This is a genomic window from Rhodospirillales bacterium (assembly GCA_016712595.1).
Classification (GTDB): Bacteria; Pseudomonadota; Alphaproteobacteria; order Rhodospirillales; family Defluviicoccaceae; genus Defluviicoccus.
On sequence record JADJQT010000001.1, the window covers coordinates 1,992,079 to 2,015,145 of the forward strand.

The window sequence follows — 23,067 nt, forward strand, 5'->3', positions numbered from 1 at the left end:
CCGCGTCCCCGTTCGCTTTTCAGACTGAAAACGACGAGCCGCAGCCGCAGGTCGAGGTGGCGTTGGGGTTCTTGACCACGAAGTAGGAACCGATCAGGTCATCAACGAAGTCGAGCTCCGAGCCTCGTAACAGGCCGAGCGACACCTCGTCGATGAGCACGCCGACGTCGTCGCGGGCGAATACCCGGTCGTCCTCGTGGTGCTGGTCATCAAGGGTGAACCCGTACTGGAAGCCCGAGCAGCCGCCGCCGGAGACGGAAACGCGCAGCTTCATCGCTGCGCCACCGCCCTCAGCGGCGATCAGCGCGGCAATCCGCCGCGCGGCATTGGCGGAAACGGTGATCTCATCGGCGGTGGACAGAGTGCCGTCGGCGGCCATGGCGCATCCTTTGCCCCTGAGCGTCGGCGCAATCGCAAAACGCTATCCCTATCAATGTAGACAACCGCCAGCCTAAGTCAAACCGCGCTTGTCGCGCGCTGGCGCGGGCGACCCTGCAAAAGCCGAGGCGGTTGCCGTCTCTCTCGCGTCGGATAAGCTCGGAAAAGGGCAGGCGGGGAGCGCGGCGATGGCAAGGAGCGAGAGCCAGCGGAGCGGTATGGCGACGATCACCGTACCGCTGGTGCGAGTGTTCTTGTCGTCGCCGGCAGACGTGACGGAAGAGCGGGCGGCCGCGCGCCAGTTGATCGACAGTGAACTTGAGAAGAGTCCATCCCTGCGCGGACGGCTGACGCTCGAGCTGATAGCCTGGGATGACCCTGCGGCCTCGATTCCGCTGCTCGCAACCGCGTCACCACAGGACTCGGTGAACGCCGCCCGGCCGCGGCCGTCGACCTGCGATATCGTCGTCGTCATCCTGTGGTCACGCATGGGCACGCCGTTGCCCGAGGACATCCGCAAGTCCAACGGTGAGCCGTACCTCTCAGGCACCGAATGGGAATACGAGGATGCGGTCAACTCGACGCGGACTCCGAAGCCCGATGTGCTGGTTTACCGGCGCTCGGAGAAGCCAAGGGTTGATATCGACGATCCTGATTTCGACGACAAGCGCGCGCAATTCCAGCGGGTCGAGGCGTTCTTCAAAGCGCTTCAGGCATCGCAGCGCGGCTTCAACCTGTATGCGGTGCCGGAGGACTTCAAAGCTCTTCTGCGCCAGCATCTCGAGGATCTTCTCCACCGCCGCCTGGCGCCGCCCGTCGAAGGCGAGGTGCCGGTGTCGCCATCCCTGACAATCCCAGGTGAATATCATGCATGGTTGCGGAGCAGCTTCGAGAGGATTGACCTGCTGGGCGCGAAGGAAGGCCGGTCGGTCACACTGACCAATGTTTATGTACCGGCGCTGACACGGGCTTCCCCAGCAGCCGACGTCGGAAAAACAACCAAACGCAAGCCGCATGAGCAATCCGAAGACCGGCAGCTCGTGCCGCTCCTGCGACGCCTTGATGCGGAGTCGCTCTATGTCGCGGCGGTCGCCGGCGCCGGCAAGTCGACGTTCTGTCGCTGGGCGGCGCTGCAGAGCGTGCCAGGCGCCGAGATCGCGCACCCGGTTCCGGCGCCGGAAGTGTTCGCCGAGCCGGTGCCGGCAAGCTTGCGCGCCCGGCTTCCGCTGCTGATCCCGTTGCGGGAATTCTGGCGAAGCATGGACTGCGGCCATGGCGAACGCATCTGGCGCCGGCCCGATCTGCAGCGCGCACTCGCCGGCTGGGTGGACCGCTCGCCGCCGCCGGGACTCAGCGGCGAATTGTTCCGCGCGCATCTCGACGCCGGCCGCGCTTTCCTGCTGCTGGATGGGCTGGACGAGGTGCCGACCGCGGAAAAACACGACGATGTAATCGTTTATCCGCGCGAACTGCTGCTGAGCGGCATTGAGGACGCGCTACCCGCCTGGGAGAAGGCAGGCAACCGTATCCTGCTGACCAGCCGTCCCTACGGCCTCGACGACGCCGGCGTGCACCGACTGGGGCTGGCGAGCGCGCCGCTCGAACCGCTGCCGGCAGAATTGCGGGACCTGTTCATCGGCCGATGGTTCCATACGCTCGGCAAGTCGGAAAAGACCGCCGATCTCATCGCGACCATTCGCGGTCGCGACGACCTCGCGCCGCTGGTCGATAATCCCATGTTGCTGAGCGCGCTGTGCGTGCTTTACGACAACGGCGGGCGGCTTCCCGAGGATCGCTACGAGCTTTACAAGAGTATCGTTGCCAGAGTGCTGCACAGTCGTTATCCGGGTGACGCACGCGAGCGCGATCCCATCGAGCGTCGTCTGGAGGCGATCGCATTCGGCATGCACGTGGGCGACGAAGGCGCGCCGCGGCTTACGCCGGCCGCCGAGATCAGCTGGGATGAGACGGAACGCCTGCTCGCCTGCTTCGCCAGGCTGAACCCCGCCTACGAGACCGACCAGGCGGAAATCGCGATGCGGCGCGAGGACCTGCTGAACCGCTCCGGCCTGCTCGTGCCGCGGGAGAACGAGCGGGCTGCCTTCTACCACCTGAGCTTTCAGGAGTTCCTCGCAGCACAGCGTATCCCGCGGACCGGCGGCGACGTCGACACGGTGTTCCGCGAGCGCCGCGCGATCCCCGAGTGGCGGGCGACGTTGCTCTTCCTGTTCGCCGCCCAGATCACGAACCGCGACGCCGGGTGGGGTATGCGCCTGCTCGAACGACTGATCGCTGATCAGGACCGGGTATCGGTCAAAGCAAACACGGCGTCGGCGGTGTTTATCGCCGAAGCGCTCGATCTGTGCGTCGCCAAGAAATATGTCGTACCCGACGATCTGCAGGAGCGATTCCGCCGTCTTGCTCTCGATGCCATTGATGACCAGGTGGCGTTGCCGGCACGCCAGGCGTTGGGGATCTGCCTTGGCCGGCTGGGAGATCCAAGGATTCGAGGACTGCGCGATCCAGAGGCCTACAGTGAGGTTCGCGACGGTTTTGGTCCCCGTGGCGATCAGGGCGATACAATCCCGATCGCGGCGCCGTTCTGGATCGGCCGCTATCCGGTCACCAACAGCCAGTACAAAGGATTTCTCGATAGCGGCGGCTATCGCACGTCGCAGTGGTGGTCGGACGTCGGGTGGCTTTGGAAGGAAGAGGAAGAGGTGAGCGCGCCTGAATTCTGGCACGACCATCGTTGGAACGCTCCCAACCAGCCGGTGGTGGGGGTGAGTTTCTGGGAGGCTGAGGCGTACAGCCGGTGGGTGGGTGGACGTCTGCCCAGAGAGCAGGAATGGCAGGCCGCCGCCGTCGGCGCTGATAGCCACGTATACCCGTGGGGCGACGAGTGGCAAGACGGCATCTGCAATACGCGGGAGGCCGGCCTCGACGTGACCTCGCCGGTTGGTCTTTTTCCCCGATCGCGGCAAGTGGAGCTGGGCATCGAGGATCTCGCCGGCAATGCCTGGGAGTGGTGCGACAGTTTGTACGATCCGTCCGACAAGGACTTTCCCGATGCCCGCGTGCTTCGCGGTGGGTCCTGGTACCTCAGCCAGGACTACGCGCGCTCGGCTTATCGAAATGGCTTCCACCCGAACTACCGCAACTTCGACATCGGTTTTCGGGTGTTGTGCTTGTCGTCCAACTTCGAGCCCTGAACCCTGAAGCGCGGTTCTCGACGCAGAGTTCCGGTCGGGAGGGGATCACGTGGCGTGGATGCGCGGAGCACCTCCGCGCACAACGTCGGCGGCGGGGTCAGACCGCCGCCGCCTTTTTCTCTATCCGCCGCTGCGCCCGCTACCGCAGGTAGGCGCCGTCCTCGCCGATCTTGCCGGGGCCGTTGAGCACCCAGACGCCGGCGGAGTTGGCGCGAACATGGAAGGAGATATCGCCGCCGACGGTCTGCTCGCCGCCGGTCACCGCATCGCGGTAGGTGCCGGGCGGGATGTTGCCGACGCTGACCTGCTGGTCGGAGCCGATGGCAAGGCCGACGACGGCAAGGCTCTCGCCGCCGTTGTAATCGCGCACGAAGCTCATTCCCGAGCCCCACTCGTTGATGTCGCGCATCCACCCCTTCTGCAGCGCCGGTATCGCCCGACGGATCTGATTGAGGCGGCGGATGTGCTGGTAGAGCGGGTGGCGCTGGGTCTCGCCAATGCGCCCTGGTTCGAGATAATCACCGAAGTAGGCGCGGCCGGTGCGATCGAGGGTGTCGTTGGCCTCGATGACGTCCTGGGGCGCGCCCTTCATGAATTCGACCTCCTCGCCGTAATAGAGGCAGGGGATGCCGCGCACCGTCCACAGCACGTTGTAGGCGGCGGCCGCCATCCACTGATCGCCCTTGAAACGGAAGCGGAAGTCGTTGTCGGGACCGACGTCGTGGTTCTGCAAGAAGGTGATCAGCGTCGACGGATCGCCGTAGATCCAGTCCATCGACATCGCCTGGGCCATGCCCTGAAAGTGGCCGCGGCTGACGTTGTCGCGGAACGATGAGAACAGGCCGAAATCGAGGACGGCAAAACCGGAATCGCCGCCTGAGTTGGGGTTGCGCGGATCGTCGCCGAGGCGGGTGTACCACCACGGGCGGATCGGCGACGGGCCGTTATCGCCGCCGCCCATATCGCCCCAGCCGTAGCCCTTTACCAGGTTCTCGCCGAAGACGAACACCCCGGGCTTGTGGGCTTTCCAGGCGTTGACGTATTCGAGCAGGTTATTGCGCTCGACGTGCTTGACGGTATCGATGCGCAGCGCGTCGACGCCCATGTCGAGGTAGTGGTTGATCGCGTCGATGAGGTAGTCCTTGACGTTTTGCCGCTCGGTGGCGAGGTCGATGCAGTCGCCGGCGATGTGCTTTTGCTGCAGGGGCCAGGCGCTCTCCCAATCGCCGCCCATGATGAAGCCGTCCTGATGGTACCAGTTGGGATCGAGCGAGCCGGCATCGATGCCGAAGAAGCGGCCGGGGTTGTAGCCGGGCTTGGGCACGGTCTCGCCGGTCTGCGGATCGATGAGCGGCTCGATGCCCTCGGGGTCGCGGGCGTGGCGCTCCCGGTACCAGGCGGGGGCGACGGGATTATCAATGTCGTCGCGATTGGGCCAGGCATAGTTGCCGAGGCTGCCCTTATAGGGGCCGTTGTTCTCCTGGCCCTGCTGGCGGCCCTGCGGGACGTAGTACTTGATCGGCAGGTGATCGATATGAACGATGCCGCGAATACCGTACTGGCAGGAGTGGTTGATCACCACGTCCTGAATGATCTTGATGCCGCGCGCGTGCGCCTCGTTGATCAGATCCTGGTAGGTGGCGTCAGGACTCTCCAGCCGGGGATCGATGCGGTTCCAGTCGTAGGCATGATAGCCGTGGTAGTCGAGGCCGGAGCGGTTCTCGACCGGCGGGGTGATCCAGATGGCGGTAAAGCCGAGGTCGCGGATGTAATCGAGCTGCTGGATCAGACCCTTGAAATCGCCCCGCCAGTGCGGGTCCTCGGGCTCGCCCGCGGCGTTGAACTTGATGCGGTCGCGGCAGAAGAAGTTGTTCGACGGATCGCCATCGTAGAACCGCGTGGTGATCAGGAAGTAGATCGTCTCCTCGCGGAAATCGGGAAGCCCCGGGTCGCGCGGCGGCGCGGCAGGCGCCGCGGGGCGGGCAGGGGCGGTCCCGGTGGCGGTTCCAGCGACGGCATTGGCGCCCTCCGGCTCCGGGGCGGCATCGGTCCAGCGGCCGTCGCGCAGCCAGCCGTCACGGTCGCGCCACTGATCGGCGGTCTGCCGGCCGGCGTTGTCGTGGAACAGCAGATTCGCCGATCGCACGCCGGCAAAGCGATAGACGAACCAGCCATCGCCCTCGTCCTCCATCGCTGCGCCCGGCCAGGTGCTGCCGTCCGGTTGTGGCCAGGCATTCCAGTAATGAATATGCACGGACGATGCCCAATCGTCCGGCTTGCGGACATGCACGACGAGATCGGTCATGTGCCCAGCCTCCCTATGGTTATGAATGGAAAACGTCGGTCCGCGGAGCGGAAGGTCCCTGTAGGGGCGCAGTGTGACCGCACCCGCCGCCGCGAGCAATTGTCTTGTCAACCATCCGGCGCGCAGCCCGTCGGGCAGGCGGCAACATGGCCGTCTTCGGTGGCGGGCGCGGCAGGAGAGCAACGCTTGGCGCCCCGATGATCCCGCATGTGGAGTAGGGCTTTGACCTGAGCGAGCGGGATGGGTACAAGAGCCGCCCGGAGCGATCGACGTCGCGGGCCGCGCGAGCGGTCTTGCCCGGCGGCATTGCATATCCCTCCTCCCTTTACGTCGGGCAGGTCCGATGAAATCGATCACGCAACGTATCGCCGAGGAACTTGGCGCCGAAGACTGGCAGGCGGCGGCGGCGATCGCCCTGCTCGACGAGGGGGCGACGGTGCCGTTCATCGCCCGCTATCGCAAAGAAGCGACCGGAACGCTCGACGACGCGCAGTTGCGCACGCTCGAAGAGCGCCTTTCGTACCTGCGCGAACTGGAAGACCGACGCAAGGTCATCCTTGAGAGCATCGCCGAGCAGGGCAAGCTTGACGATGCGCTGAAGGCGGAGATCGAGGCCGCCGACACCAAGGCACGGCTCGAAGATCTCTATCTGCCGTTCAAGCCGAAGCGACGGACGAAGGCGCAGGTCGCGCGCGAGTCCGGCCTCGAGCCGCTGGCCGACGCGCTGATCGCCGACCCCGGGCTTGATCCCCGCGTCGCCGCCGAGGGCTACGTCAATGCCGAGCTGAACGTCGCCGACGTCGATGCGGCGCTGGATGGCGCGCGGGCGATCCTCGTCGAGCGCTTTGCCGAGGACGCCGAGCTGATCGGTGCCCTGCGCGAGGAAGTGTGGACGCGCGGACGGCTGATCTCGCGCCTGCGCGAGGGCAAGGCCGAGGCGGGGGCGAAGTTCGCCGATTATTTTGATTACGCCGAAGAGCTCACCAAGCTGCCGTCGCATCGCATCCTCGCGCTGTTCCGTGGCGAGAAGGAGGAGGTGCTCGATCTCGATCTGGCGCCGGACGAAGGCGGGGAGGCGGCGGGCGTCGGAGCGGATCAGGCCACCTACGAGGGGCGCATCGCCCATCATTTCGGGTTGATCGACGCCGGCCGTCCCGGCGATCGCTGGCTGGCCGATACCGTGCGCTGGGCGTGGCGGACGAAAATCCTCGTGCACCTGCAGATCGATCTGCGCCTGCGGCTGTGGCAGGCGGCGGAAGAGGAAGCGGTGCGGGTCTTCGCCGGCAATCTGCGCGACCTTCTGCTCGCGGCACCCGCCGGCACGCGGACGACGATGGGCCTCGATCCCGGATTCCGCACCGGTGTCAAGGTCGCCATCGTCGATGCCACCGGCAAGGTGGTGGCGACGGCGACGATTTATCCGCATGAGCCCCAGCGGCGCTGGGACGAGGCGATCGAGGGATTGGCGGTCCTTGCCAAGACACATGCGGTCGATTTGATCGCTATCGGCAACGGCACCGCCTCGCGCGAGACCGACCGGCTGGCCGCTGACCTGATCGCCCGCCATCCGGAGCTCGGCCTGACCCGGATCGTCGTCTCCGAGGCTGGCGCCTCGGTCTATTCCGCTTCCGCCTTTGCCTCACAGGAACTTCCCGAGCTTGACGTCTCGCTGCGCGGCGCCGTTTCCATCGCCCGGCGGCTGCAGGATCCGCTGGCCGAGCTGGTCAAGATCGACCCCAAGTCGATCGGCGTTGGCCAGTACCAGCATGATCTCAGCCAGCAGAAGCTCTCCCGCTCGCTCGATACCGTCGTCGAGGACTGCGTGAACGCGGTCGGCGTCGACGTCAACACCGCTTCGGCTCCGCTGCTGGCACGGGTTTCCGGTGTCGGCGACAGCCTGGCCGAGAATATCGTCCGCCATCGCGACGCCAACGGCCGCTTTGCCACCCGTGCGGCGCTGAAGGACGTGCCGCGCCTTGGACCCAAGGCCTTCGAGTTGTGTGCCGGCTTTCTGCGCATTCCGGGCGGCGAGGATCCCCTCGATGCCTCGGGTGTGCACCCGGAAGCCTATCCCATCGTTCGCCGGATCATCACCGCGACCAACAAAGACCTCAAAGCGCTGATCGGCAACGCGCCGGTGTTGCGAAGCCTCGTCGCCAACGACTTCACCGATGCCAACTTCGGCGTGCCGACGGTCTCGGATATTTTGCGCGAGCTGGAAAAGCCTGGACGCGACCCGCGCCCGGCGTTCAAGACCGCGAGCTTTCGCGACGACGTGCACACGCTGGCTGATCTCGTTCCCGGGATGGTGCTCGAGGGCGTGGTCACCAATGTCGCCGCGTTTGGCGCCTTCATCGACATCGGTGTGCACCAGGACGGGTTGGTGCACATCTCGGCGATGGCCAATACCTTCGTGAAGGACCCGCGTGCGATCGCCAAGCCGGGTGACATCGTTCGGGTCAAGGTTCTCGACGTCGATCAGGCCCGTCGGCGCATCGCGCTGAGCATGCGCCTTGAGGAGCCACAGGCGAGTCGCCCGCGTGGGACGCGCGCCGAAAAAGCCCCCCCGGCGTCGACGCCCAAGCCGGTCCGCGCCAACACGTCACAACCGCCACGGGCGAAGAAACCCTCGCCGCCAGCACCGGCAGCCGACGGAGCCATGGCGGAGGCCCTGCGCCGCGCCGGTCTCGGCGGATCGCCCACGCAAGGTCCGAGGTCGGGGCGTCGCCGCTGATCCGGCATAAGAGCGCTCCGTCTTATGGTATTGGCGCCGCCGATAATTGCTTGCCGTTGCTCGGCAAGCGGTTCAATGATGGCGCCACTCCCTGCACGATCCGGCGCGAACGGGCGGGAGAGAGACTCAATCACTTGGTTCGGGAGGTGTCGGATTGGATACGCGGAGCTTCGATCATGTGTCGGCGGGGACGTGGGAGCGGCTGCGTGATACCGGCCGTAGCCAGCATGGAACGGTGTTCAAGGACGAAGACGCCAACCGCGGCACGGCGACGACGGCGACGCCGTTCGGTGCGCTGGTCCTCGGATATGACTTCGATCCGTCCGCCGAGCGGATCACCTACACCATCGTGAGCAAGCCGCTGCTGGCGCCCAGCAGCATGATCTGGGGGGTGTCGAGTCGGCTCTCGATCGCTGCCGCCGCGACGATACGACCTAGCCGGTTCACCTTGCGTCGCGATGCGGAGTCCCGTCGATCCCGGCGCTCCTGGCATCGTCTGCGTCCCTGCGGCAGATTCCGGTCCGGAGTCCTGAAATGACCCGTATGCCCAATTCGCTGGCTCACCACTGGATGCCATTCAGTGCCAGCCGGGACTTCTATGCAGCCCCGCGACTGATGGTCCGCGCTGAAGGTATGTCCTACTGGACGCCTGACGGCACCCACGTCCTCGATGGGGCGTCGGGACTGTTCTGCTGCGCCGCCGGGCATGGCCGCCGGTCGATCGCCGATGCCGTCGCCGCTCAGCTCAGCGAAATGGACTACGTGCCGCACTTCCAGTTCGGCCATCCGTCCTCGTTCGAGCTGGCATCCCGCCTCGCCCGCATCACGCCCGGCGATCTGGATCATCTGCTTTTCTGCAACTCGGGTTCCGAGGCGATCGATACGGCACTGAAGATCGCCATGGCGTATCACGGCGCCAACGGTGAGGCTCAACGTACCCGCTTCGTCTCGCGCGAGCGCGCCTATCACGGCGTGAACATCGGCGGCACCTCGCTCAGCGGCATCCAGCGCAATCGCGATGCCTTCCCGGCAGTCATGCCGAACGTCGTGCATATGCGGCACACCCAGCAGTCGGATGAACGCTTCGTGCGCGGCCAGGCGGCGAGCGGCGGCGATCTCGCCCGCGACCTGCAGCGGTTCTGCGATCTCTACGGTGCACAGACGATCGCCGCCTGCTTCGTCGAGCCGATCGCCGGATCGACCGGCGTGCTCGTGCCGCCGCAAGGCTACCTGGAGCAGCTCCGCGCCATTTGCGATCGGAACGGCATTCTTCTCGTCTTTGACGAGGTGATCTGCGGCTTCGGGCGCACGGGCAGGGCCTTTGCCTCTGACAGCTTTGGTGTCGTGCCCGACATCATGACCGTGGCCAAGGCGCTGACCAACGGCGCCCAGCCGATGGGCGCGGTCGCCTGTTCGGAGAAGGTCTGGACGGGGATTGCCGACCGTGCCCCCCCGCATGCTGTCGAGCTGTTCCACGGCTATACGTTCTCGGCCCATCCGGCGGCGACAGCGGCGGCATTGGCGACATTGGATATTTACGAGAACGAACGGCTGTTCGATCGGGCGGCGGCGCTATCGTCGTACTTTCTCGACCGGATGTTCGAGCTGGCCGATCTTCCGCTCGTCACCGACGTTCGCGGCTATGGCCTGCTGGCCGCCTTCGATCTTGCCCCCGACGGAGCTCCCGGCGCCCGCGGCTATCGCTGCCTGAAGCGGATGTATGACGAAGGGCTGCTAATCAAATGGACCGGAGATACCGGCATCGTCGCTCCGCCGCTGATCGCCGAAGTGGAGCATATCGACGAAATCGCACGGATCCTACGCCGCGTATTGAGTGACGCCTGAGGCGGCACTCTCGCGTCGTCCACTTGTTTGACGCGTTACCGCCAAGTCTGCAGTCCGTCCGAAGACGGGACGATCGCCGGCATCAGGAGTGCTGGTTCTTGGTGTCGTTCGCGACGCTGAGCGGCTGGCGGTAATAGACGTGCTTGCCGATCCGGCCGACGCGAACCATCGATCGTGCCCAGCTTGGCCGGACGCGCGTCGCGTGAAAATACAAAGCGCCATCGGTGGGGTCGGGTTCGTCGAGGAACAGTGCCTGAAATGCCGCCTCGCGAGCCTCGTCCCAGGCCGCGCCTCTGCGCGGACGGTCCGTGTACTGGTCGCACGCCCAGGAGAACTGGCACCGGTGGAGGCCAAGGCTCACACCCTGCTTGACGACGCCGCAAATGCTTTTGGGGAAGTCGTCGTCGGCAACGCGGTTGAGAGTTACGAACGCCACTGCGAGCATGCCGTCGAAGGGCTCGCCCCGCGCTTCCCAGTAGATGTTCTGCGCCAGGCACTCGAACTCGGGCTCGACGTTCCGGTCGGCGATGATCGTGTTGCGAACTGCGGCCGCGGTCGGATTCGCCGCTTCGCCCGGCGTCAGATGCGGCACGAGAGCCGACTGTGCGTTTGCGGCGATGTCCGGGGGCAGCAGCAGGGCCGCAGCCCAGAACGCAGCGCCGACGGCCGCGACCCCTAGATGTTTGACGATTCCGCGAGCCATTTATTCTCCTTCCGGTGGTGGGGGCCTTGCTTGGACCCTTCCTATTCTCCACGAAATATGGCGTCCATATGGGCGCCTGACGAATATTACGATTGATAAAGATACGAAGCCTGGGGACCGTGTCAATCCAGTTTCGCATAGGCATGTAAATTACCGCTTTTTGTTGCTTGTAAAGCGAAACCGGGAACCATTTTTTCCTTAAGTAATGCAGACGCATTGCAAGTGCACAAACGAGGAACATTTTGTATTGTTGTAGTTGAATGATAGTTGCTTAAAAGTGGATGAGCGGTGGATGACTGGCGCGAGACGCGCTCTAGGCCCTCCTGGCGAAAATCTGGCAAGATGCCTGCAAGACGAGCGTGCCCTGCGGGCGCTGTGCCCGAAAGGATCGGTGGCTCGTTCGAGGTTCCAACGAACGGTCTGGGATCGAGCCGTCGGCTCGACAGCAACGGGGTGATGGATGCTGAAACGACCTTACGTGTTGTTCGTCGGCAACGCTTCCGACCAACTCGCGGCGAAGACGGCCCTGGGCGTATTGCGCTGGCGGCGCGACTGGTGCATCGGCCAGATCCGTCTGCCGGGCTGCATCGCGTGGCTCGATCTGCCGGAGATGACACCGGAGGAAGCGGCCGCAGCCGGTGCCGGCACGTTGATCGTCGGCGTCGCCAATGCCGGCGGCGTCATTCCCGACAGTTGGTGCGAGATCCTCGCGCGCGCGCTGGACGCCGGCCTTGATCTCGCCAGCGGGCTGCATGACCGCCTGCGCGACATTCCGCGCCTCAGCGAACTGGCCGCGAGCAAGGGACGGGGCCTTTACGACGTCCGCCATCCGACGCGCGGCTTCGGGGTCGGTACCGGTGAGCCGCGCTCGGGAAAGCGCCTGCTTGCTGTCGGCACCGATTGTTCGGTCGGCAAGATGTATACGGCCCTGGCGCTGTGCGAAGCCATGCGCCGGCGCGGTCTCGACGCGGATTTCCGCGCCACCGGTCAGACGGGCATCTTCATTGCCGGTGACGGTGTCTGCGTCGATGCGGTGGTGGCGGATTTCATCTCCGGCGCGACCGAATGGCTGGCGCCGGCCGCCGACCCTCACCATTGGGACGTCATCGAAGGTCAAGGCTCGCTGTTTCACCCATCCTTCGCCGGCGTGAGCCTCGGCCTGCTGCACGGTGCCCAGGCCGATGCGCTGGTGATGTGCCACGAGCCGACGCGCACGCACATGCGCGGCCTGGCGAAGAGGTCGCTACCCGACATCGCCACATGCATCACCGTCAATGAGCAGGCGGCCCGTCTGACCAACCCTGACGCGACGTGCATCGGCATGGCGATCAATACCAGCGCGATGCCGGCTGAAACCGTCGACGGCTACCTCGCCGACCTGGAGGACCGCTTCGGGTTGCCGTGCGTCGATCCGCTGGTCCACGGCGTCGAGCGCCTCGTCGACCGGCTCATCGAAGGGGTGCGATGATGCGCAAGATGACGATGCGCGGTGAATCCTGGCCGTTGGCCCGTCCATTCACGATTTCCCGCGGCACCAAGACGACCGCCGAGGTGGTGGTGGTGGAGATCGAGGAGAACGGAGCGCACGGCCGCGGCGAATGCGTTCCCTATCCGCGCTATGGAGAAAGCACCGAGAGCGTCCTTGCGACGATCGCCGCCGCCGCCGCTGATATCGAAGCCGGTCTGGACCGCTCGGGACTGCGCGAGCGCCTTACTCCCGGCGCCGCGCGTAACGCGCTTGATTGCGCGCTGTGGGACCTTGATGCCAAGACCAGCGGCCGTCATGTCTGGCAGATTGCCGCCGGCGCCGCGCCGCGGCCGGTGGTCACCGCTGAGACGATCGCACTCGATACCGCCGAGGCAATGGCGGCGGCGGCCCAGCAACTGCGCGACCGCCCGTCGCTGAAGATCAAGGTCGGTGCCGAGGACGTTGTCGAGCGGGTGGGCGCGGTGCGCGCCGCGGCACCGTCGGCACGGCTCATCGTCGATGCCAACGAGGGCTGGGACTTCACCCTGCTCGAGCGCATCGTCGGGATGCTGGCGGCGCTTGACGTCGACGTGATCGAGCAGCCGCTGCCAGCGGGCGCGGACGACTGCTTGCGCGACTTCCCGTCCCCGGTGCCGCTGTGCGCTGACGAGTCCTGCCACACCGCCGGGGACATTGATCGCTTGGCCGGCGCCTATGGCATGATCAATGTCAAACTCGACAAGGCGGGCGGTTTGACCGAAGCCCTGCGCATGACCGCGGCCGCGCGGGAGCGGGGTCTGCGGGTCATGGTTGGCTGCATGGTGGCAACGTCGCTGGGGATCGCCCCCGCCATGCTCCTCGCCGCGGACGCCGATATCGTCGATCTCGACGGTCCCCTGTGGCTGGCGCACGACCGTGGCCCGGCGCTCAAGTTCGCTGACGGCTATATCTTTCCACCCGAGCCCGCGCTCTGGGGGTGACGCGCCGCGCGCGAGCGCTTGACGTGTCACCCGCGCGCGAGCGCTTGACGTCGCTCGCGCGCCGTCCCTATGTCATAAAGAGCAGGCGTAATGCCGGATCCCCGGTGCGAGTTAAGATTAAAGACCATTCATGAGCAAACTTTCGATCATCGTCGCCCCTGACCCACGACTAAAGCAACGCGCCAAAGCCGTCGGCACTGTCGATACCGCCGTGCGCGATCTGATGGACGGGATGCTGGAGGCCATGCACGCCGCCAATGGGATCGGTCTTGCCGCGCCGCAGGTCGGCGTGCTCAAGCGCGTCATCGTCGTCGACGTCTCGCTTCCCGAGGAGCCGGCGCGGCCATACCGGATGGCCGACCCCGAAGTGATCTGGAGCTCGGCCGAACTGGTGGAAAGCGAAGAAGGGTGTCTGTCACTGCCCGAGCACTTTGCTGACGTCGTTCGCCCGCAAGCGATCCGCGTCCGCTATCTCGATCATGAGGGCGTCACCCGGGAACTGGAGGCGAGCGGGCTTTTGGCGAAATGCATCCAGCATGAGATCGACCACCTCGAAGGCGTGCTCTTTGTCGATCACCTCTCGCAGCTCAAGCGCAACATGATTTTGCGCAAGCTGGCGAAGTCCAAGCGGCTGTCGTCCGCCGCCGAGTAGGCGCGCGGGGGCTGGCGCCCGGAGCGAATTCCCGTCAGGACAGGAAAAGGCGCACAGGAATGACGAGCGCAGGCGGCGCCGCCGCTAGCGGTGTCGACCCTCACCCGGCTAGTGTGCTCCCGCACCACGCGGCGCAGCCGTTGCGGCTGGCGTTCATGGGCAGCGCGGCGTTTTCGTTGCCGAGCCTCACGGTGCTGCTGGCGGCGGGGCACGAGGTGGTCGCGGTCTACACCCAGCCGCCGCGCCCAGCCGGCCGCGGTCACAAGCCGCGGCCAGGACCGGTGCACGCCTTTGCCGACGCTCGCGGTCTTGCCGTGCGAACGCCGGCGAGTCTGCGCGATGAAAACGCGCAGCGATCCTTCAGCGAACTCGGCCTGGATGCGGCGGTGGTGGCGGCCTATGGGCTCATTCTGCCGCAAGCGATTCTCGATGCACCGCGCTTTGGTTGCCTCAATGTTCATGGCTCGCTGCTGCCGCGCTGGCGCGGCGCGGCGCCGATCGAGCGAGCGATCCTCGCCGGCGATACCGAGACCGGCGTGACCATCATGCAGATGGAGGCGGGACTTGATACCGGGCCGGTGTTGCTGCGGGCGTCCGTGCCGATCGGTGACGAGACGACGGCGGCGGCGCTGCACGCGAGCCTGGGTGTGCTCGGCGCGCAGTTGATGGTCCATGCGCTGGACGGCGTCGCCGCAGGAACGCTGCATCCGACGCCACAGCCGGCGGAGGGCGCCACCTATGCCACCAAGCTTGGGCGAGAGGAGGGACGGATCGACTGGACCCGGCCGGCGGACGTGCTTGACCGGTGCGTACGGGCGCTCAATCCGCAGCCGGGAGTATGGTTCGAGCATGGCGGCGAGCGGATCAAGGTCCTCGCGGCGGATCGCCTTGGTGATGTCTCCGCTTCGCCAGGGCTGATTGTCGACGACCGCCTTGCCGTTGCCTGTGGGGCGGGGGCGCTGCGGCCGCTGCGGCTTCAACGGCCGGGTCGGACCGCGACCGATGTCGAGGCGTTCCTGCGCGGCTTTTCCCTGCCGGCCGGAACCTGCCTCGCCTGAGCCGGCCGGCCGCCTGTGCGGCCGGCCCCGGTGCCGCCAGATGCCGCCAGATGTCGTCGTCAAATGCCGCCGCCGGCTTCGAGCACGCCGGTCAGGTATTCGACCCGGCGTAGCAGCGCGTGCAGCGCGTCGTCGGAAAATCCCTCCTGCTCCAGCCGGCGGATCGTCTCGATCAGGTAGTCGCGATTGAGGCCCGCGTGGCCTTGGGCGCGGACGATGAACTCGGCCGATCGTACCAGCCCGAGTTCGCCGGCGTACTGCGGATGCCGTGGATCGGCGACGAAGGTATAGGCACGGACCTCGCCGTGCGCGGTTTCGACCGCAAGCCGGTCGGCGGTGTAGGCATAAGAGACGAGCTCGCGCTCATCGAGGTAGGCCTTGACCGCCGGGAACTCCGCCGTCCGCACGCGAAAGGCCAGGCCCTGGCAAGTTCCGCCCGGCGCCAGACCGAGCACCAGCCCCGGCTCGTCGGGCGTGCCGCGATAGAAATGCGAAAAGACGCAGAAGGAGCGGTGGTAGCCGCGAAGGAGGGCCGGCAGTGTTTCCACGTAGGAAAAGCCCGGCCGCCACATCAGCGAGCCATAGCCGAAGATCCACTCGCCCCCATCGTCTTGCCTTTCCATTCGCCGTTCTCCGCTGTTGGGCACGTCGATTCACCCGCCATGCAAGTCGTCGCCCAGGATGAGTCCGCGCGCAACCGGCCGCAGGTCCGCGGGACCCGCGCGACGGCCATTCTGAGCGCCAGAACAATGCTTGTCTGTCCACCCAGGCTCGTCTAGCGTCCGTGAGCGGTTATGTTCCGGCCCATGTCTTCGCTTCCCGAGGTGCGTTTGCCACTCCCGAACGCCATGCCTGCCGGCAGCAATTGGCGCTGCGCTGATCGATGAGAAACATCGTCATCGGTCTCATTGTCGGCGCCGTGCTCGGCGTGGTGCTCGGCGCGACGGTTATCGCGCCGCGGCTCGAGCGCACCGCGGCCGGATCCGGGGGAACGTCGCCGGCGCCGTCCGCGGCGGACCTTGCCGAGAAACTGCCGCGTGCGCTGGTCTCGCGTCCAGCCGTTTCGTTGAAACTGGCGGGGGGATTTCCGCCGGACATGCCGGTCGCCGGCGATCTCGCCAAGCGGATCGATTCACGCATCTGGGAGGTTTCGCGCGGACAGTTCGAGATCCGCTCCTATCCGCCGGGAGCGCTCGCCGCGGTCGATGACGTGTTCGAGGCGGTGGGGGCGGGAGCCGTCGACGCCGCACTGACGACGCCGGATGTCGCGGGCAATCGCGTGCCGGCGTTGCGAATCTTCGCCGGCGTTCCCTTCGGCCCTTCGGCCGACGAATTTCTTGCCTGGTTGCAGCTCGGCGGCGGTAAGGAGCTGTTCGACTCCTTGAACGAACAACACAATGTGCATGCCCTGGTTTGCGGGATGCTTCCGCCCAGCGCCTTCGGCTGGTTCCGCCACGAGCTGCTCTCGGTGCAAGATCTCAAGGGGCTGAAAATGAGCGCGGGTGGCCTGGCCGCCCGGGCGCTCTCGCGCTTGGGCGTCGATATTGTCACCTATGCGCCGGGCGATCTGATGCTGGCGATCGAGCAGGGGAACGTCGACGCGGTCGCCTATGCCTCTCCGGCGATCGACCGGCGGATGGAATTCGGCACCTGGCTGAAGAATTACTATCCCGAGGGCTGGAAGCAGTCGCTGACGACCGTCGTTCTGATCATCAATCTGAAGAAATGGCAGCAGCTCAACGTCTCGCAGCAGGCGCAGGTCGAAACACTGTGCGGCGATACGATCAGCGATACCCTGGCGAAAGGCGAGGCGGTGCAGTTCGTGGCGCTGAAGGAATTCTTTGCCCAGGGCATCCGGTTGCAGCGGCTGCCGCCCGGAATTCTCGACGCGCTGGATCGCGCGTGGAAGCAGGTGGTGCAGCAGGCGAGCAGCAGCGATCCCGATTTCCTGCGCGTCTGGCAATCACTTTCCGCCTTTCGCGCCGACTACGCGATCTGGCGGGAACTCAGCCGGCCTTAGGGCACGTTCGGCGTCGGGGGCCGGCGGCTTTTCCCCCATATCTGACCTGCGATGAAGAAACCGTCGACCACCCCTCAGCGAGCCTACCGATCGGTCGGCCAGATCCTTGCCGCAGCGCCGCGGGCGGCCTGCTGGCTCGGTATCGAGGCGACGGTGGACGACGCGCTGCGGGCGATGGTCGAGCGCGATCTCGGCTGCCTCGTCATCGTCGACGGCGGGGCGATTTGCGGGATGTTTTCCGAGCGGGATTTCCTGCGCTCGCGCCTGGACGATGCGCGGCCGATCGCGGCGGTGCCGATCGCCGAGGCGATGAACCGGCGGGTCGTTACGGTGGATGCCGGCCGGTCCGTGGCCGATTGCCTTGCGGACATCGCCGGAACGCCCGGCCGCTACCTTGTCGTCATCGAGGATGGTGCGCCGGCGGGGATCGTCGCCGGCGACGAGTTGAGCCGCTGGGTGATCCATCATCACGAGACGGTCATCAACGATATGGAGCTGGAAAAGCTGGTGCTATTCGCCCGCGGCACCTATAGCTGCTAGCGGCGGACTTGGCGCGAGGCCGGGCAGGCGCCCGCGCGCGCTCAGAGGATCGCGTAGCGTTCGAGATCGGCGCGCAGCGCCTCGGCGCCGCGGAACGGCTCGGCGCGCAGCCCGACCGCCCGCGCCCCCTCGACGTTGGCGGCGACGTCGTCGATGAACAGGCAGGACGCGGGCTCGAGGTCGAAGCGGCGGAGCAGGTGGCGGTAGATCCCGGGGTCAGGCTTGACCAGGCCGACCTCGCCCGAGACGACGAAGCCGTCGAACAGCGCGAAGACGTCAAAACGGCGGCGGACGAGGGGGAACTTCTCGGCCGAGAAGTTGGTCAGCGCGTAAAGCCGCACCCCGGCGGCGTACAACGCCTCGACCACCGCGATCGTCCCGGACAGCGCGCCGGGCACCATCTCCTCCCAGCGCAGGTCATAGGCGGCGATCAGCCCGGCGTGCTCGGGGAAGCGGGCGATCAGCTCGGCCACGCCGTCGGCGAACGGCAGGCCGGCATCCAGCCGGCGGTTCCAGTCCGGCGTGCACACCTCGGCGAGAAACCGCTCCATCGCCGCGTCGTCGCCGTCGAACAGCGTCCGGTAGAGGTAGCGCGGGTCCCAGTTGATCAGCACCCCGCCGACGTCGAAAATCACCGCTGTCATCAAGTTCATCCTCTCGCGCCAGCCTTGAGGAGTGCCTCAGGATTTAACGGGTGTGATGCGCCGTCTCGTCGGCTGGCGAACCGAAATTTTATCCCAATCACGATGTTTTTCAGCCTCAGCGACGTTAACGTTCGCGGCTGTGCTGTTCCTGCCTGCGCATATGCATGCTTAGACTACGGCGTCGATCGCATATCCGGCTTTATGGAAAATTGTCTGCCGCGCACTGAGGTGGACCCAGATTTTGGGACCATGGGCTTGATTGGAGGGGGGGCGGTTTCGTCGTCATAGACGGAGCAGATGATGAAGAAGCCGAGGCGGAAAATATTTAGCAAACGCGAGCGCAGACACGCGAGAGTAATCAACACAATACTGTCAAACATTGACGAGATTACAATGTTTAACCTAAATAATATTTACAAAGCGACGGTATTGTGTTAGTTTATAGGCGGTGTTTGGTAGATATCAGTTGATTCTTGGTGTTCATGTATATTAGGTAATCCCCCAATGGGCGCCAGATTAGCGTAGGAATCTTCGATATCTATCGGCACTTCTCATATGGGAAGTCTCGCAATCGTCCAGCCGCTGACGTTGTAGCTGCGCCCGATCTCGGCGAGGGTTTCTTCGTCCCTCTCCCGCCTGGCTATCGCCTCCTTGCGCTGATGGTCAGTGAGCTTCGGCTTGCGGCTTAGCTTCACGCCCCGCGCCTTGGCGCGTTCGCGGCCTTCGCCGGTGCGGGCGCGGATCAGCTCGCGCTCGAATTCGGCGAGGCCGCCGAAAACGGTGAGCATGAGCCTCCCGAGCGGAGTCGTGGTGTCGGCCCAGGTGTCGCCAAGGGAGCGGAATCCGGCTCCCTTGCCGGTGATCGCGGCGAGGGTGTTGAGAAGGTCGCGGGTGGAGCGGGCGAGGCGGTCAAGCCGCGTCACGGTGAGCACGTCGCCGGGGGCGAGAGCGTCGAGCAACCGTCGGAGCTGCGCCCGGTCGGTCTTCGCGCCCGAGGCCACCTCGCGGAACACCTTCTCCGCTCCGGCGGCCGTCAGCGCGGCAACCTGCGCCTCGACGCTCTGACCGTCCATTGAGACCCGTGCATAGCCGTAAATCATGCACCCATTATGCACATATATTTTTCACAGGAAAGGGGGCCTGATTTCAGCGGCTTAGGTTTTGTGCATAATTCTTGAACTATGCAGGGAGCTGCAAACGCGGTCGCGGTCCGCGCCGCTTCCGGCACATTAGGTTCACTGGCGTGACCACCGTCTGCTCAACCTCGCATGGCGCGCAGTGTGAATACCCGCGCTGGAGACGCTGTCGAGTGCGCGCGGGGCAAGTAACCGAAATTTAACCGAAGACACCACCCTTGCGCGAACGCGTTTGCGCCACATTCAAGGATGTGATAGGCGGACGTTCAATCATCCGTTCGTATTCTCTAGGATCGTCGAGCATGTCCATTCTCGATCTGGAAGCGTTCGACCGGGCGCCCTTGCAGCGCGACCCGTGCGACTTCATCGTCGTTCCGCAGTTCGTCGGTCCCGAGGTGCTGGCCGAGGTCAACCGCGATTATCCGCAGATCGCCGAGCCGGGTAATTTCCCGCCGGAGGTCCTCGGCTACGGTCCGGTCTTCGCCGGCCTGCTCGAGGAACTGGCGAGCCCGCTCGTCCGCTCCAAGTTCGCGGCGAAGTTCGACGTCGATCTGGAACCGCTGGTTCTGCAGACGACGGTGCGCAAGTACAGCGAGCCGTCGGATGGTAACATCCACAACGACTCGCGCACCAAGATCGTCACCGCCCTGATCTACTTCAATGAAAACTGGACGCACGCGGGGGGGCGGCTGAGGCTGCTGCGTTCGGTGAACGATATTGAGGACTACGCCGCCGAGGTCACGCCCGAAAAAGGAACGCTCATCGCCTTTCGCCGTTCGGAGCGGTCCTATCACGGTTTCGTTCCGTGCGACGCGGAGCGGCGTTCGCTACAAATGTACTGGGTTAAACCGAAGCGGGAAGGCCGCGACGGCCGCAGCCCCGGCAGCCTGAAGAAACGGATCAAGCGCCTGTTCAAGCGCGGCTGATCCTACCCCCGGCGCCGAACGGCGGTCCGGGTGGTGGTGGATCGACTGAGCCAATCTGCTCCCTCGGGCGATTGGCCGCGGTCGGCTCCGGCAAAGGTTCCTGAATGCAACACTGACGTGGACCGAAAACGGACGAGGGCGCGCGAACGATGCTGACCATCTATTGCCGGCGCGGCGGGCGGATCGTCGCGGATCATGCCAAGCCGGGCGAACCGCTTCCGGACGGGCTGGTGTGGGCCGATCTGCTCGAACCGACGGTCGAGGAAATCGAGCAGATCAAGCGCATCGCCGCCATCGAGGTGCCGACGCCGGAGGAAATGCGCGAGATCGAGCCGTCGAGCCGCCTCTACCGCGAGGGCCTTGCCCTGTTCATGACCGCGAGCGTGCTCGTCCGCACCGATACGCTCGATCCCGAAACGCGCGCCATCACCTTCGTTCTCTCCGATGGCCTGATGACGACCATTCGCTATGCCTCGCCGACGCCGTTTCAGACGTTCGTCGCCCGCGTCCATTCGCAACCGGAGCTGTGCGCGAGCGCCGAGATCGCCCTCGTCGAATTGCTCGATGCCATCGTCGATCGGATCGCCGATACGCTGGAGAGTATCGATGCGCACGTTAGTGCCCTCTCCCGATCGATCTTCACGCCTATCGGCAGTCATCACAAGGATGGGCCGCGCGATTACAGCGAGGAACTCAAGACCATCGGCCTCAACGCCGTTCGCTGCTCGAAGGTGGATGAAAGTCTCGTTGGTTTGTCGCGCATGCTGACCTTCTTCGATGCGAATATGCGCCAGATTGGCCAAAAACAAGTACGGCCACGAGTCAAAGATCTTCAGCGTGATATTTTGTCACTTATGGGATATGTCGAGCGTGTATCGGAAAAGCTTCAGCTTTTGCTCGACGCAACCCTTGGAATGATCAACATTCAGCAGAATAATATTATTAAAATATTCTCGGTTATTGCCGTCGTGTTTCTGCCGCCAACGCTGGTCGCCAGCATCTACGGCATGAATTTTCAACTCATGCCCGAGCTTGATTGGGCGTATGGCTACCCGATGGCGTTGCTGCTGATGTTGATGTCCGCGATCGGACCCTATCTCTATTTTCGAAGACGGGGCTGGTTGTAGCCTCGTCGCGGTTTGGGGCGGCGGCCGGCGATTTTTTTCGGCCTTCGCCCCCCGGACGCGGGGGTTCGAGTCCACCCGCTCCCGACAAGCTGATATACCCTATCGCATCGCAGGGACGGAGCGCCCGGCCCCGTATCGACGAAGGCAACGAATAGAGACGGGCGAGGCCGCCCACCCTTTCCACGGAGGAGAGAACAATGAGTGGAGCTACAGTAACCGCGACACGCCTGAAGCCGGGCGTTGTGACGGGCAAGGAATACGAGGCGCTCGTCGCTGCCTGCAAGGCGGGAAGCTACGCGCTGCCGGCGGTGAACGTCACCAGCACCAACACGGTGAACGCGGTCCTCGAAGCCGCCGCCAAGAACAAGTCGGACGTGATCATCCAGCTCTCGAACGGCGGCGCGCAGTTCTATGCCGGCCAGGGCTTTCCGGATGGTAACCTCGCGAAGGTGCTGGGCGCGGTCTCCGCCGCCAAGCACGTTCACATGATGGCCGAGCATTATGGCGTCTGCGTTGTTCTGCATACGGACCATGCCAACAAGAAGCTGATCCCCTGGGTCGAGGGCCTACTCGATTACGGCGAGGCGTTCTACAAGGAGACCGGCAAGCCGCTCTACAGCTCGCACATGCTCGATCTGTCGGAAGAGCCGATCGACTGGAATCTCAACGAATGCGCTCGCATCCTCCAGCGGATGTCCAAGATGGGCATGAACCTTGAGATCGAACTCGGTGTCACCGGCGGCGAAGAGGACGGCATCGGCTCGGAATTCACCGAGGGCGCCGACAACGCCAAGCTCTACACCCAGCCGGAGGACGTGCTGCAAGCCTTCGACAAGCTGTCGGACATCGGCATGTTCTCCGTCGCCGCCTCGTTCGGCAACGTCCACGGCGTTTACAAGCCGGGCAACGTCAAGCTGCGCCCGGAGATCCTGAAAAAGTCGCAAGACCTGGTCGCGCGTCGCCACAACACCGGCTCGAACCCGCTCAACCTCGTGTTCCACGGCGGCTCCGGCTCGGAGAAGGCGCAGATCACCGAAGCGGTGGGCTACGGCGTGTTCAAGATGAACATCGATACGGACACCCAGTTTGCGTTCTCGGAGCCGATCGGCAAGTTCGTCGACGAGCACCCGAAGGCGTTCAAGTACCAGATCGATCCGGAAGACGGCACGCCGTTCAAGAAGTTCTATGACCCCCGCAAGTGGCTGCGCGAGGCTGAGAAGGGGTTGGTCAATCGGCTGAGCGAGGCGTTCACCGACCTCGGCGCGACCGGCAAGACTCTGGCCGCCTGAGGCGTATCGCCACATAGCCTGAGCGGAGGGCGTTCTTTGCTCGATGGAAC

Annotated in this window: 19 protein-coding genes; 13 read left to right on the forward strand and 6 right to left on the reverse strand. The window is 64.9% G+C overall.

Features of this window, described 5'->3' with window-relative positions:
• Positions 1 to 19: 19 nt before the first annotated feature.
• Positions 20 to 379 carry an iron-sulfur cluster insertion protein ErpA gene (gene erpA, locus IPK66_09025; GenBank protein ID MBK8175378.1) on the reverse strand — a complete coding sequence of 120 codons (360 nt, stop codon included), beginning with the start codon at positions 377 to 379 and terminating at the stop codon, positions 20 to 22.
• Between the two features lie 1,258 nt (positions 380 to 1,637).
• Here erpA and IPK66_09030 point away from each other — a divergent pair.
• Complete coding sequence (locus tag IPK66_09030) at positions 1,638 to 3,590, forward strand: SUMF1/EgtB/PvdO family nonheme iron enzyme (protein ID MBK8175379.1); 1,953 nt, start codon at positions 1,638 to 1,640, stop codon at positions 3,588 to 3,590.
• A gap of 139 nt (positions 3,591 to 3,729) precedes the next feature.
• Here IPK66_09030 and IPK66_09035 read toward each other — a convergent pair whose 3' ends face one another.
• Positions 3,730 to 5,895 (reverse strand): starch-binding protein, encoded by a 2,166-nt coding sequence (locus IPK66_09035; protein MBK8175380.1) that lies wholly within the window; start codon positions 5,893 to 5,895, stop codon positions 3,730 to 3,732.
• Between the two features lie 343 nt (positions 5,896 to 6,238).
• Between IPK66_09035 and IPK66_09040 the strand changes: the two genes are divergently transcribed.
• The 3 genes from IPK66_09040 to IPK66_09050 all read left to right on the forward strand — a co-directional run bounded on the left by IPK66_09040 (position 6,239) and on the right by IPK66_09050 (position 10,474).
• Positions 6,239 to 8,629: an RNA-binding transcriptional accessory protein gene (locus IPK66_09040; protein ID MBK8175381.1), complete on the forward strand. Its 2,391-nt coding sequence runs from the start codon at positions 6,239 to 6,241 to the stop codon at positions 8,627 to 8,629.
• Positions 8,630 to 8,783: 154 nt separating this feature from the next.
• Positions 8,784 to 9,167 (forward strand): hypothetical protein, encoded by a 384-nt coding sequence (locus IPK66_09045; GenBank protein ID MBK8175382.1) that lies wholly within the window; start codon positions 8,784 to 8,786, stop codon positions 9,165 to 9,167.
• A gap of 5 nt (positions 9,168 to 9,172) precedes the next feature.
• Entirely contained in the window at positions 9,173 to 10,474 is a 1,302-nt protein-coding gene (locus tag IPK66_09050; protein MBK8175383.1) for an aminotransferase class III-fold pyridoxal phosphate-dependent enzyme, read from the forward strand.
• Between the two features lie 82 nt (positions 10,475 to 10,556).
• On the opposite strand, the gene IPK66_09055 is transcribed toward IPK66_09050, so the two are convergent.
• Positions 10,557 to 11,177: a cell wall hydrolase gene (locus tag IPK66_09055; GenBank protein ID MBK8175384.1), complete on the reverse strand. Its 621-nt coding sequence runs from the start codon at positions 11,175 to 11,177 to the stop codon at positions 10,557 to 10,559.
• 460 nt (positions 11,178 to 11,637) lie between these two features.
• On the opposite strand from IPK66_09055, the gene IPK66_09060 reads away from it, so the two are divergent.
• The 4 genes from IPK66_09060 (at position 11,638) to IPK66_09075 (ending at position 15,335) form a co-directional block, all read left to right on the forward strand.
• Positions 11,638 to 12,645 carry a DUF1611 domain-containing protein gene (locus IPK66_09060; GenBank protein MBK8175385.1) on the forward strand — a complete coding sequence of 336 codons (1,008 nt, stop codon included), beginning with the start codon at positions 11,638 to 11,640 and terminating at the stop codon, positions 12,643 to 12,645.
• On the forward strand, positions 12,642 to 13,625 hold the full coding sequence (gene ycjG / locus IPK66_09065) for an L-Ala-D/L-Glu epimerase (protein MBK8175386.1): 984 nt from the start codon (positions 12,642 to 12,644) through the stop codon (positions 13,623 to 13,625). Before IPK66_09060 ends, ycjG begins: the two co-directional genes overlap by 4 nt.
• A gap of 130 nt (positions 13,626 to 13,755) precedes the next feature.
• Positions 13,756 to 14,277 (forward strand): peptide deformylase, encoded by a 522-nt coding sequence (locus IPK66_09070; protein MBK8175387.1) that lies wholly within the window; start codon positions 13,756 to 13,758, stop codon positions 14,275 to 14,277.
• 59 nt (positions 14,278 to 14,336) lie between these two features.
• Positions 14,337 to 15,335 (forward strand): methionyl-tRNA formyltransferase, encoded by a 999-nt coding sequence (locus IPK66_09075; protein MBK8175388.1) that lies wholly within the window; start codon positions 14,337 to 14,339, stop codon positions 15,333 to 15,335.
• Between the two features lie 59 nt (positions 15,336 to 15,394).
• Here the strand turns inward: IPK66_09075 and IPK66_09080 are convergent, their stop codons facing one another.
• Entirely contained in the window at positions 15,395 to 15,958 is a 564-nt protein-coding gene (locus tag IPK66_09080; protein ID MBK8175389.1) for a gamma-glutamylcyclotransferase, read from the reverse strand.
• Between the two features lie 260 nt (positions 15,959 to 16,218).
• On the opposite strand from IPK66_09080, the gene IPK66_09085 reads away from it, so the two are divergent.
• Together IPK66_09085 and IPK66_09090 are read left to right on the forward strand one after the other, a co-directional pair.
• Positions 16,219 to 17,355, forward strand: a complete 1,137-nt coding sequence (locus IPK66_09085) for a C4-dicarboxylate ABC transporter (GenBank protein ID MBK8175390.1) — start codon at positions 16,219 to 16,221, stop codon at positions 17,353 to 17,355.
• 51 nt (positions 17,356 to 17,406) lie between these two features.
• Entirely contained in the window at positions 17,407 to 17,895 is a 489-nt protein-coding gene (locus IPK66_09090; GenBank protein ID MBK8175391.1) for a CBS domain-containing protein, read from the forward strand.
• A 41-nt stretch (positions 17,896 to 17,936) separates the two neighbouring features.
• On the opposite strand, the gene IPK66_09095 is transcribed toward IPK66_09090, so the two are convergent.
• On the reverse strand, positions 17,937 to 18,539 hold the full coding sequence (locus tag IPK66_09095) for an HAD family phosphatase (GenBank protein MBK8175392.1): 603 nt from the start codon (positions 18,537 to 18,539) through the stop codon (positions 17,937 to 17,939).
• A gap of 551 nt (positions 18,540 to 19,090) precedes the next feature.
• A complete protein-coding gene (locus tag IPK66_09100) occupies positions 19,091 to 19,639 on the reverse strand; it encodes a recombinase family protein (GenBank protein ID MBK8175393.1) in 549 nt (182 codons plus the stop codon).
• A gap of 338 nt (positions 19,640 to 19,977) precedes the next feature.
• Here IPK66_09100 and IPK66_09105 point away from each other — a divergent pair, with 338 nt between their 5' ends.
• The 3 genes from IPK66_09105 (at position 19,978) to fbaA (ending at position 23,017) form a co-directional block, all read left to right on the forward strand.
• Positions 19,978 to 20,601, forward strand: coding sequence for a 2OG-Fe(II) oxygenase (locus tag IPK66_09105; GenBank protein MBK8175394.1), 624 nt, complete (start codon positions 19,978 to 19,980; stop codon positions 20,599 to 20,601).
• Between the two features lie 149 nt (positions 20,602 to 20,750).
• A complete protein-coding gene (corA, locus tag IPK66_09110) occupies positions 20,751 to 21,728 on the forward strand; it encodes a magnesium/cobalt transporter CorA (protein MBK8175395.1) in 978 nt (325 codons plus the stop codon).
• Positions 21,729 to 21,925: 197 nt separating this feature from the next.
• A complete protein-coding gene (gene fbaA, locus IPK66_09115; GenBank protein MBK8175396.1) occupies positions 21,926 to 23,017 on the forward strand; it encodes a class II fructose-bisphosphate aldolase in 1,092 nt (363 codons plus the stop codon).
• Positions 23,018 to 23,067 lie beyond the last annotated feature (50 nt).

What these genes read in the sequence shown, in the direction of transcription:
- erpA (MBK8175378.1), bottom strand. Translation starts at nt 379, where the DNA reads ATGGCCGCCGACGGCACTCTGTCCACCGCCGATGAGATCACCGTTTCC.
- IPK66_09030 (MBK8175379.1), top strand. Translation starts at nt 1,638, where the DNA reads ATGGACTGCGGCCATGGCGAACGCATCTGGCGCCGGCCCGATCTGCAG.
- IPK66_09035 (MBK8175380.1), bottom strand. Translation starts at nt 5,895, where the DNA reads ATGACCGATCTCGTCGTGCATGTCCGCAAGCCGGACGATTGGGCATCG.
- IPK66_09040 (MBK8175381.1), top strand. Translation starts at nt 6,239, where the DNA reads ATGAAATCGATCACGCAACGTATCGCCGAGGAACTTGGCGCCGAAGAC.
- IPK66_09050 (MBK8175383.1), top strand. Translation starts at nt 9,173, where the DNA reads ATGCCCAATTCGCTGGCTCACCACTGGATGCCATTCAGTGCCAGCCGG.
- IPK66_09055 (MBK8175384.1), bottom strand. Translation starts at nt 11,177, where the DNA reads ATGGCTCGCGGAATCGTCAAACATCTAGGGGTCGCGGCCGTCGGCGCT.
- IPK66_09060 (MBK8175385.1), top strand. Translation starts at nt 11,638, where the DNA reads ATGCTGAAACGACCTTACGTGTTGTTCGTCGGCAACGCTTCCGACCAA.
- ycjG (MBK8175386.1), top strand. Translation starts at nt 12,642, where the DNA reads ATGATGCGCAAGATGACGATGCGCGGTGAATCCTGGCCGTTGGCCCGT.
- IPK66_09070 (MBK8175387.1), top strand. Translation starts at nt 13,756, where the DNA reads ATGAGCAAACTTTCGATCATCGTCGCCCCTGACCCACGACTAAAGCAA.
- IPK66_09075 (MBK8175388.1), top strand. Translation starts at nt 14,337, where the DNA reads ATGACGAGCGCAGGCGGCGCCGCCGCTAGCGGTGTCGACCCTCACCCG.
- IPK66_09080 (MBK8175389.1), bottom strand. Translation starts at nt 15,958, where the DNA reads ATGGAAAGGCAAGACGATGGGGGCGAGTGGATCTTCGGCTATGGCTCG.
- IPK66_09085 (MBK8175390.1), top strand. Translation starts at nt 16,219, where the DNA reads ATGAGAAACATCGTCATCGGTCTCATTGTCGGCGCCGTGCTCGGCGTG.
- IPK66_09090 (MBK8175391.1), top strand. Translation starts at nt 17,407, where the DNA reads ATGAAGAAACCGTCGACCACCCCTCAGCGAGCCTACCGATCGGTCGGC.
- IPK66_09095 (MBK8175392.1), bottom strand. Translation starts at nt 18,539, where the DNA reads ATGACAGCGGTGATTTTCGACGTCGGCGGGGTGCTGATCAACTGGGAC.
- IPK66_09100 (MBK8175393.1), bottom strand. Translation starts at nt 19,639, where the DNA reads ATGATTTACGGCTATGCACGGGTCTCAATGGACGGTCAGAGCGTCGAG.
- IPK66_09105 (MBK8175394.1), top strand. Translation starts at nt 19,978, where the DNA reads ATGTCCATTCTCGATCTGGAAGCGTTCGACCGGGCGCCCTTGCAGCGC.
- corA (MBK8175395.1), top strand. Translation starts at nt 20,751, where the DNA reads ATGCTGACCATCTATTGCCGGCGCGGCGGGCGGATCGTCGCGGATCAT.
- fbaA (MBK8175396.1), top strand. Translation starts at nt 21,926, where the DNA reads ATGAGTGGAGCTACAGTAACCGCGACACGCCTGAAGCCGGGCGTTGTG.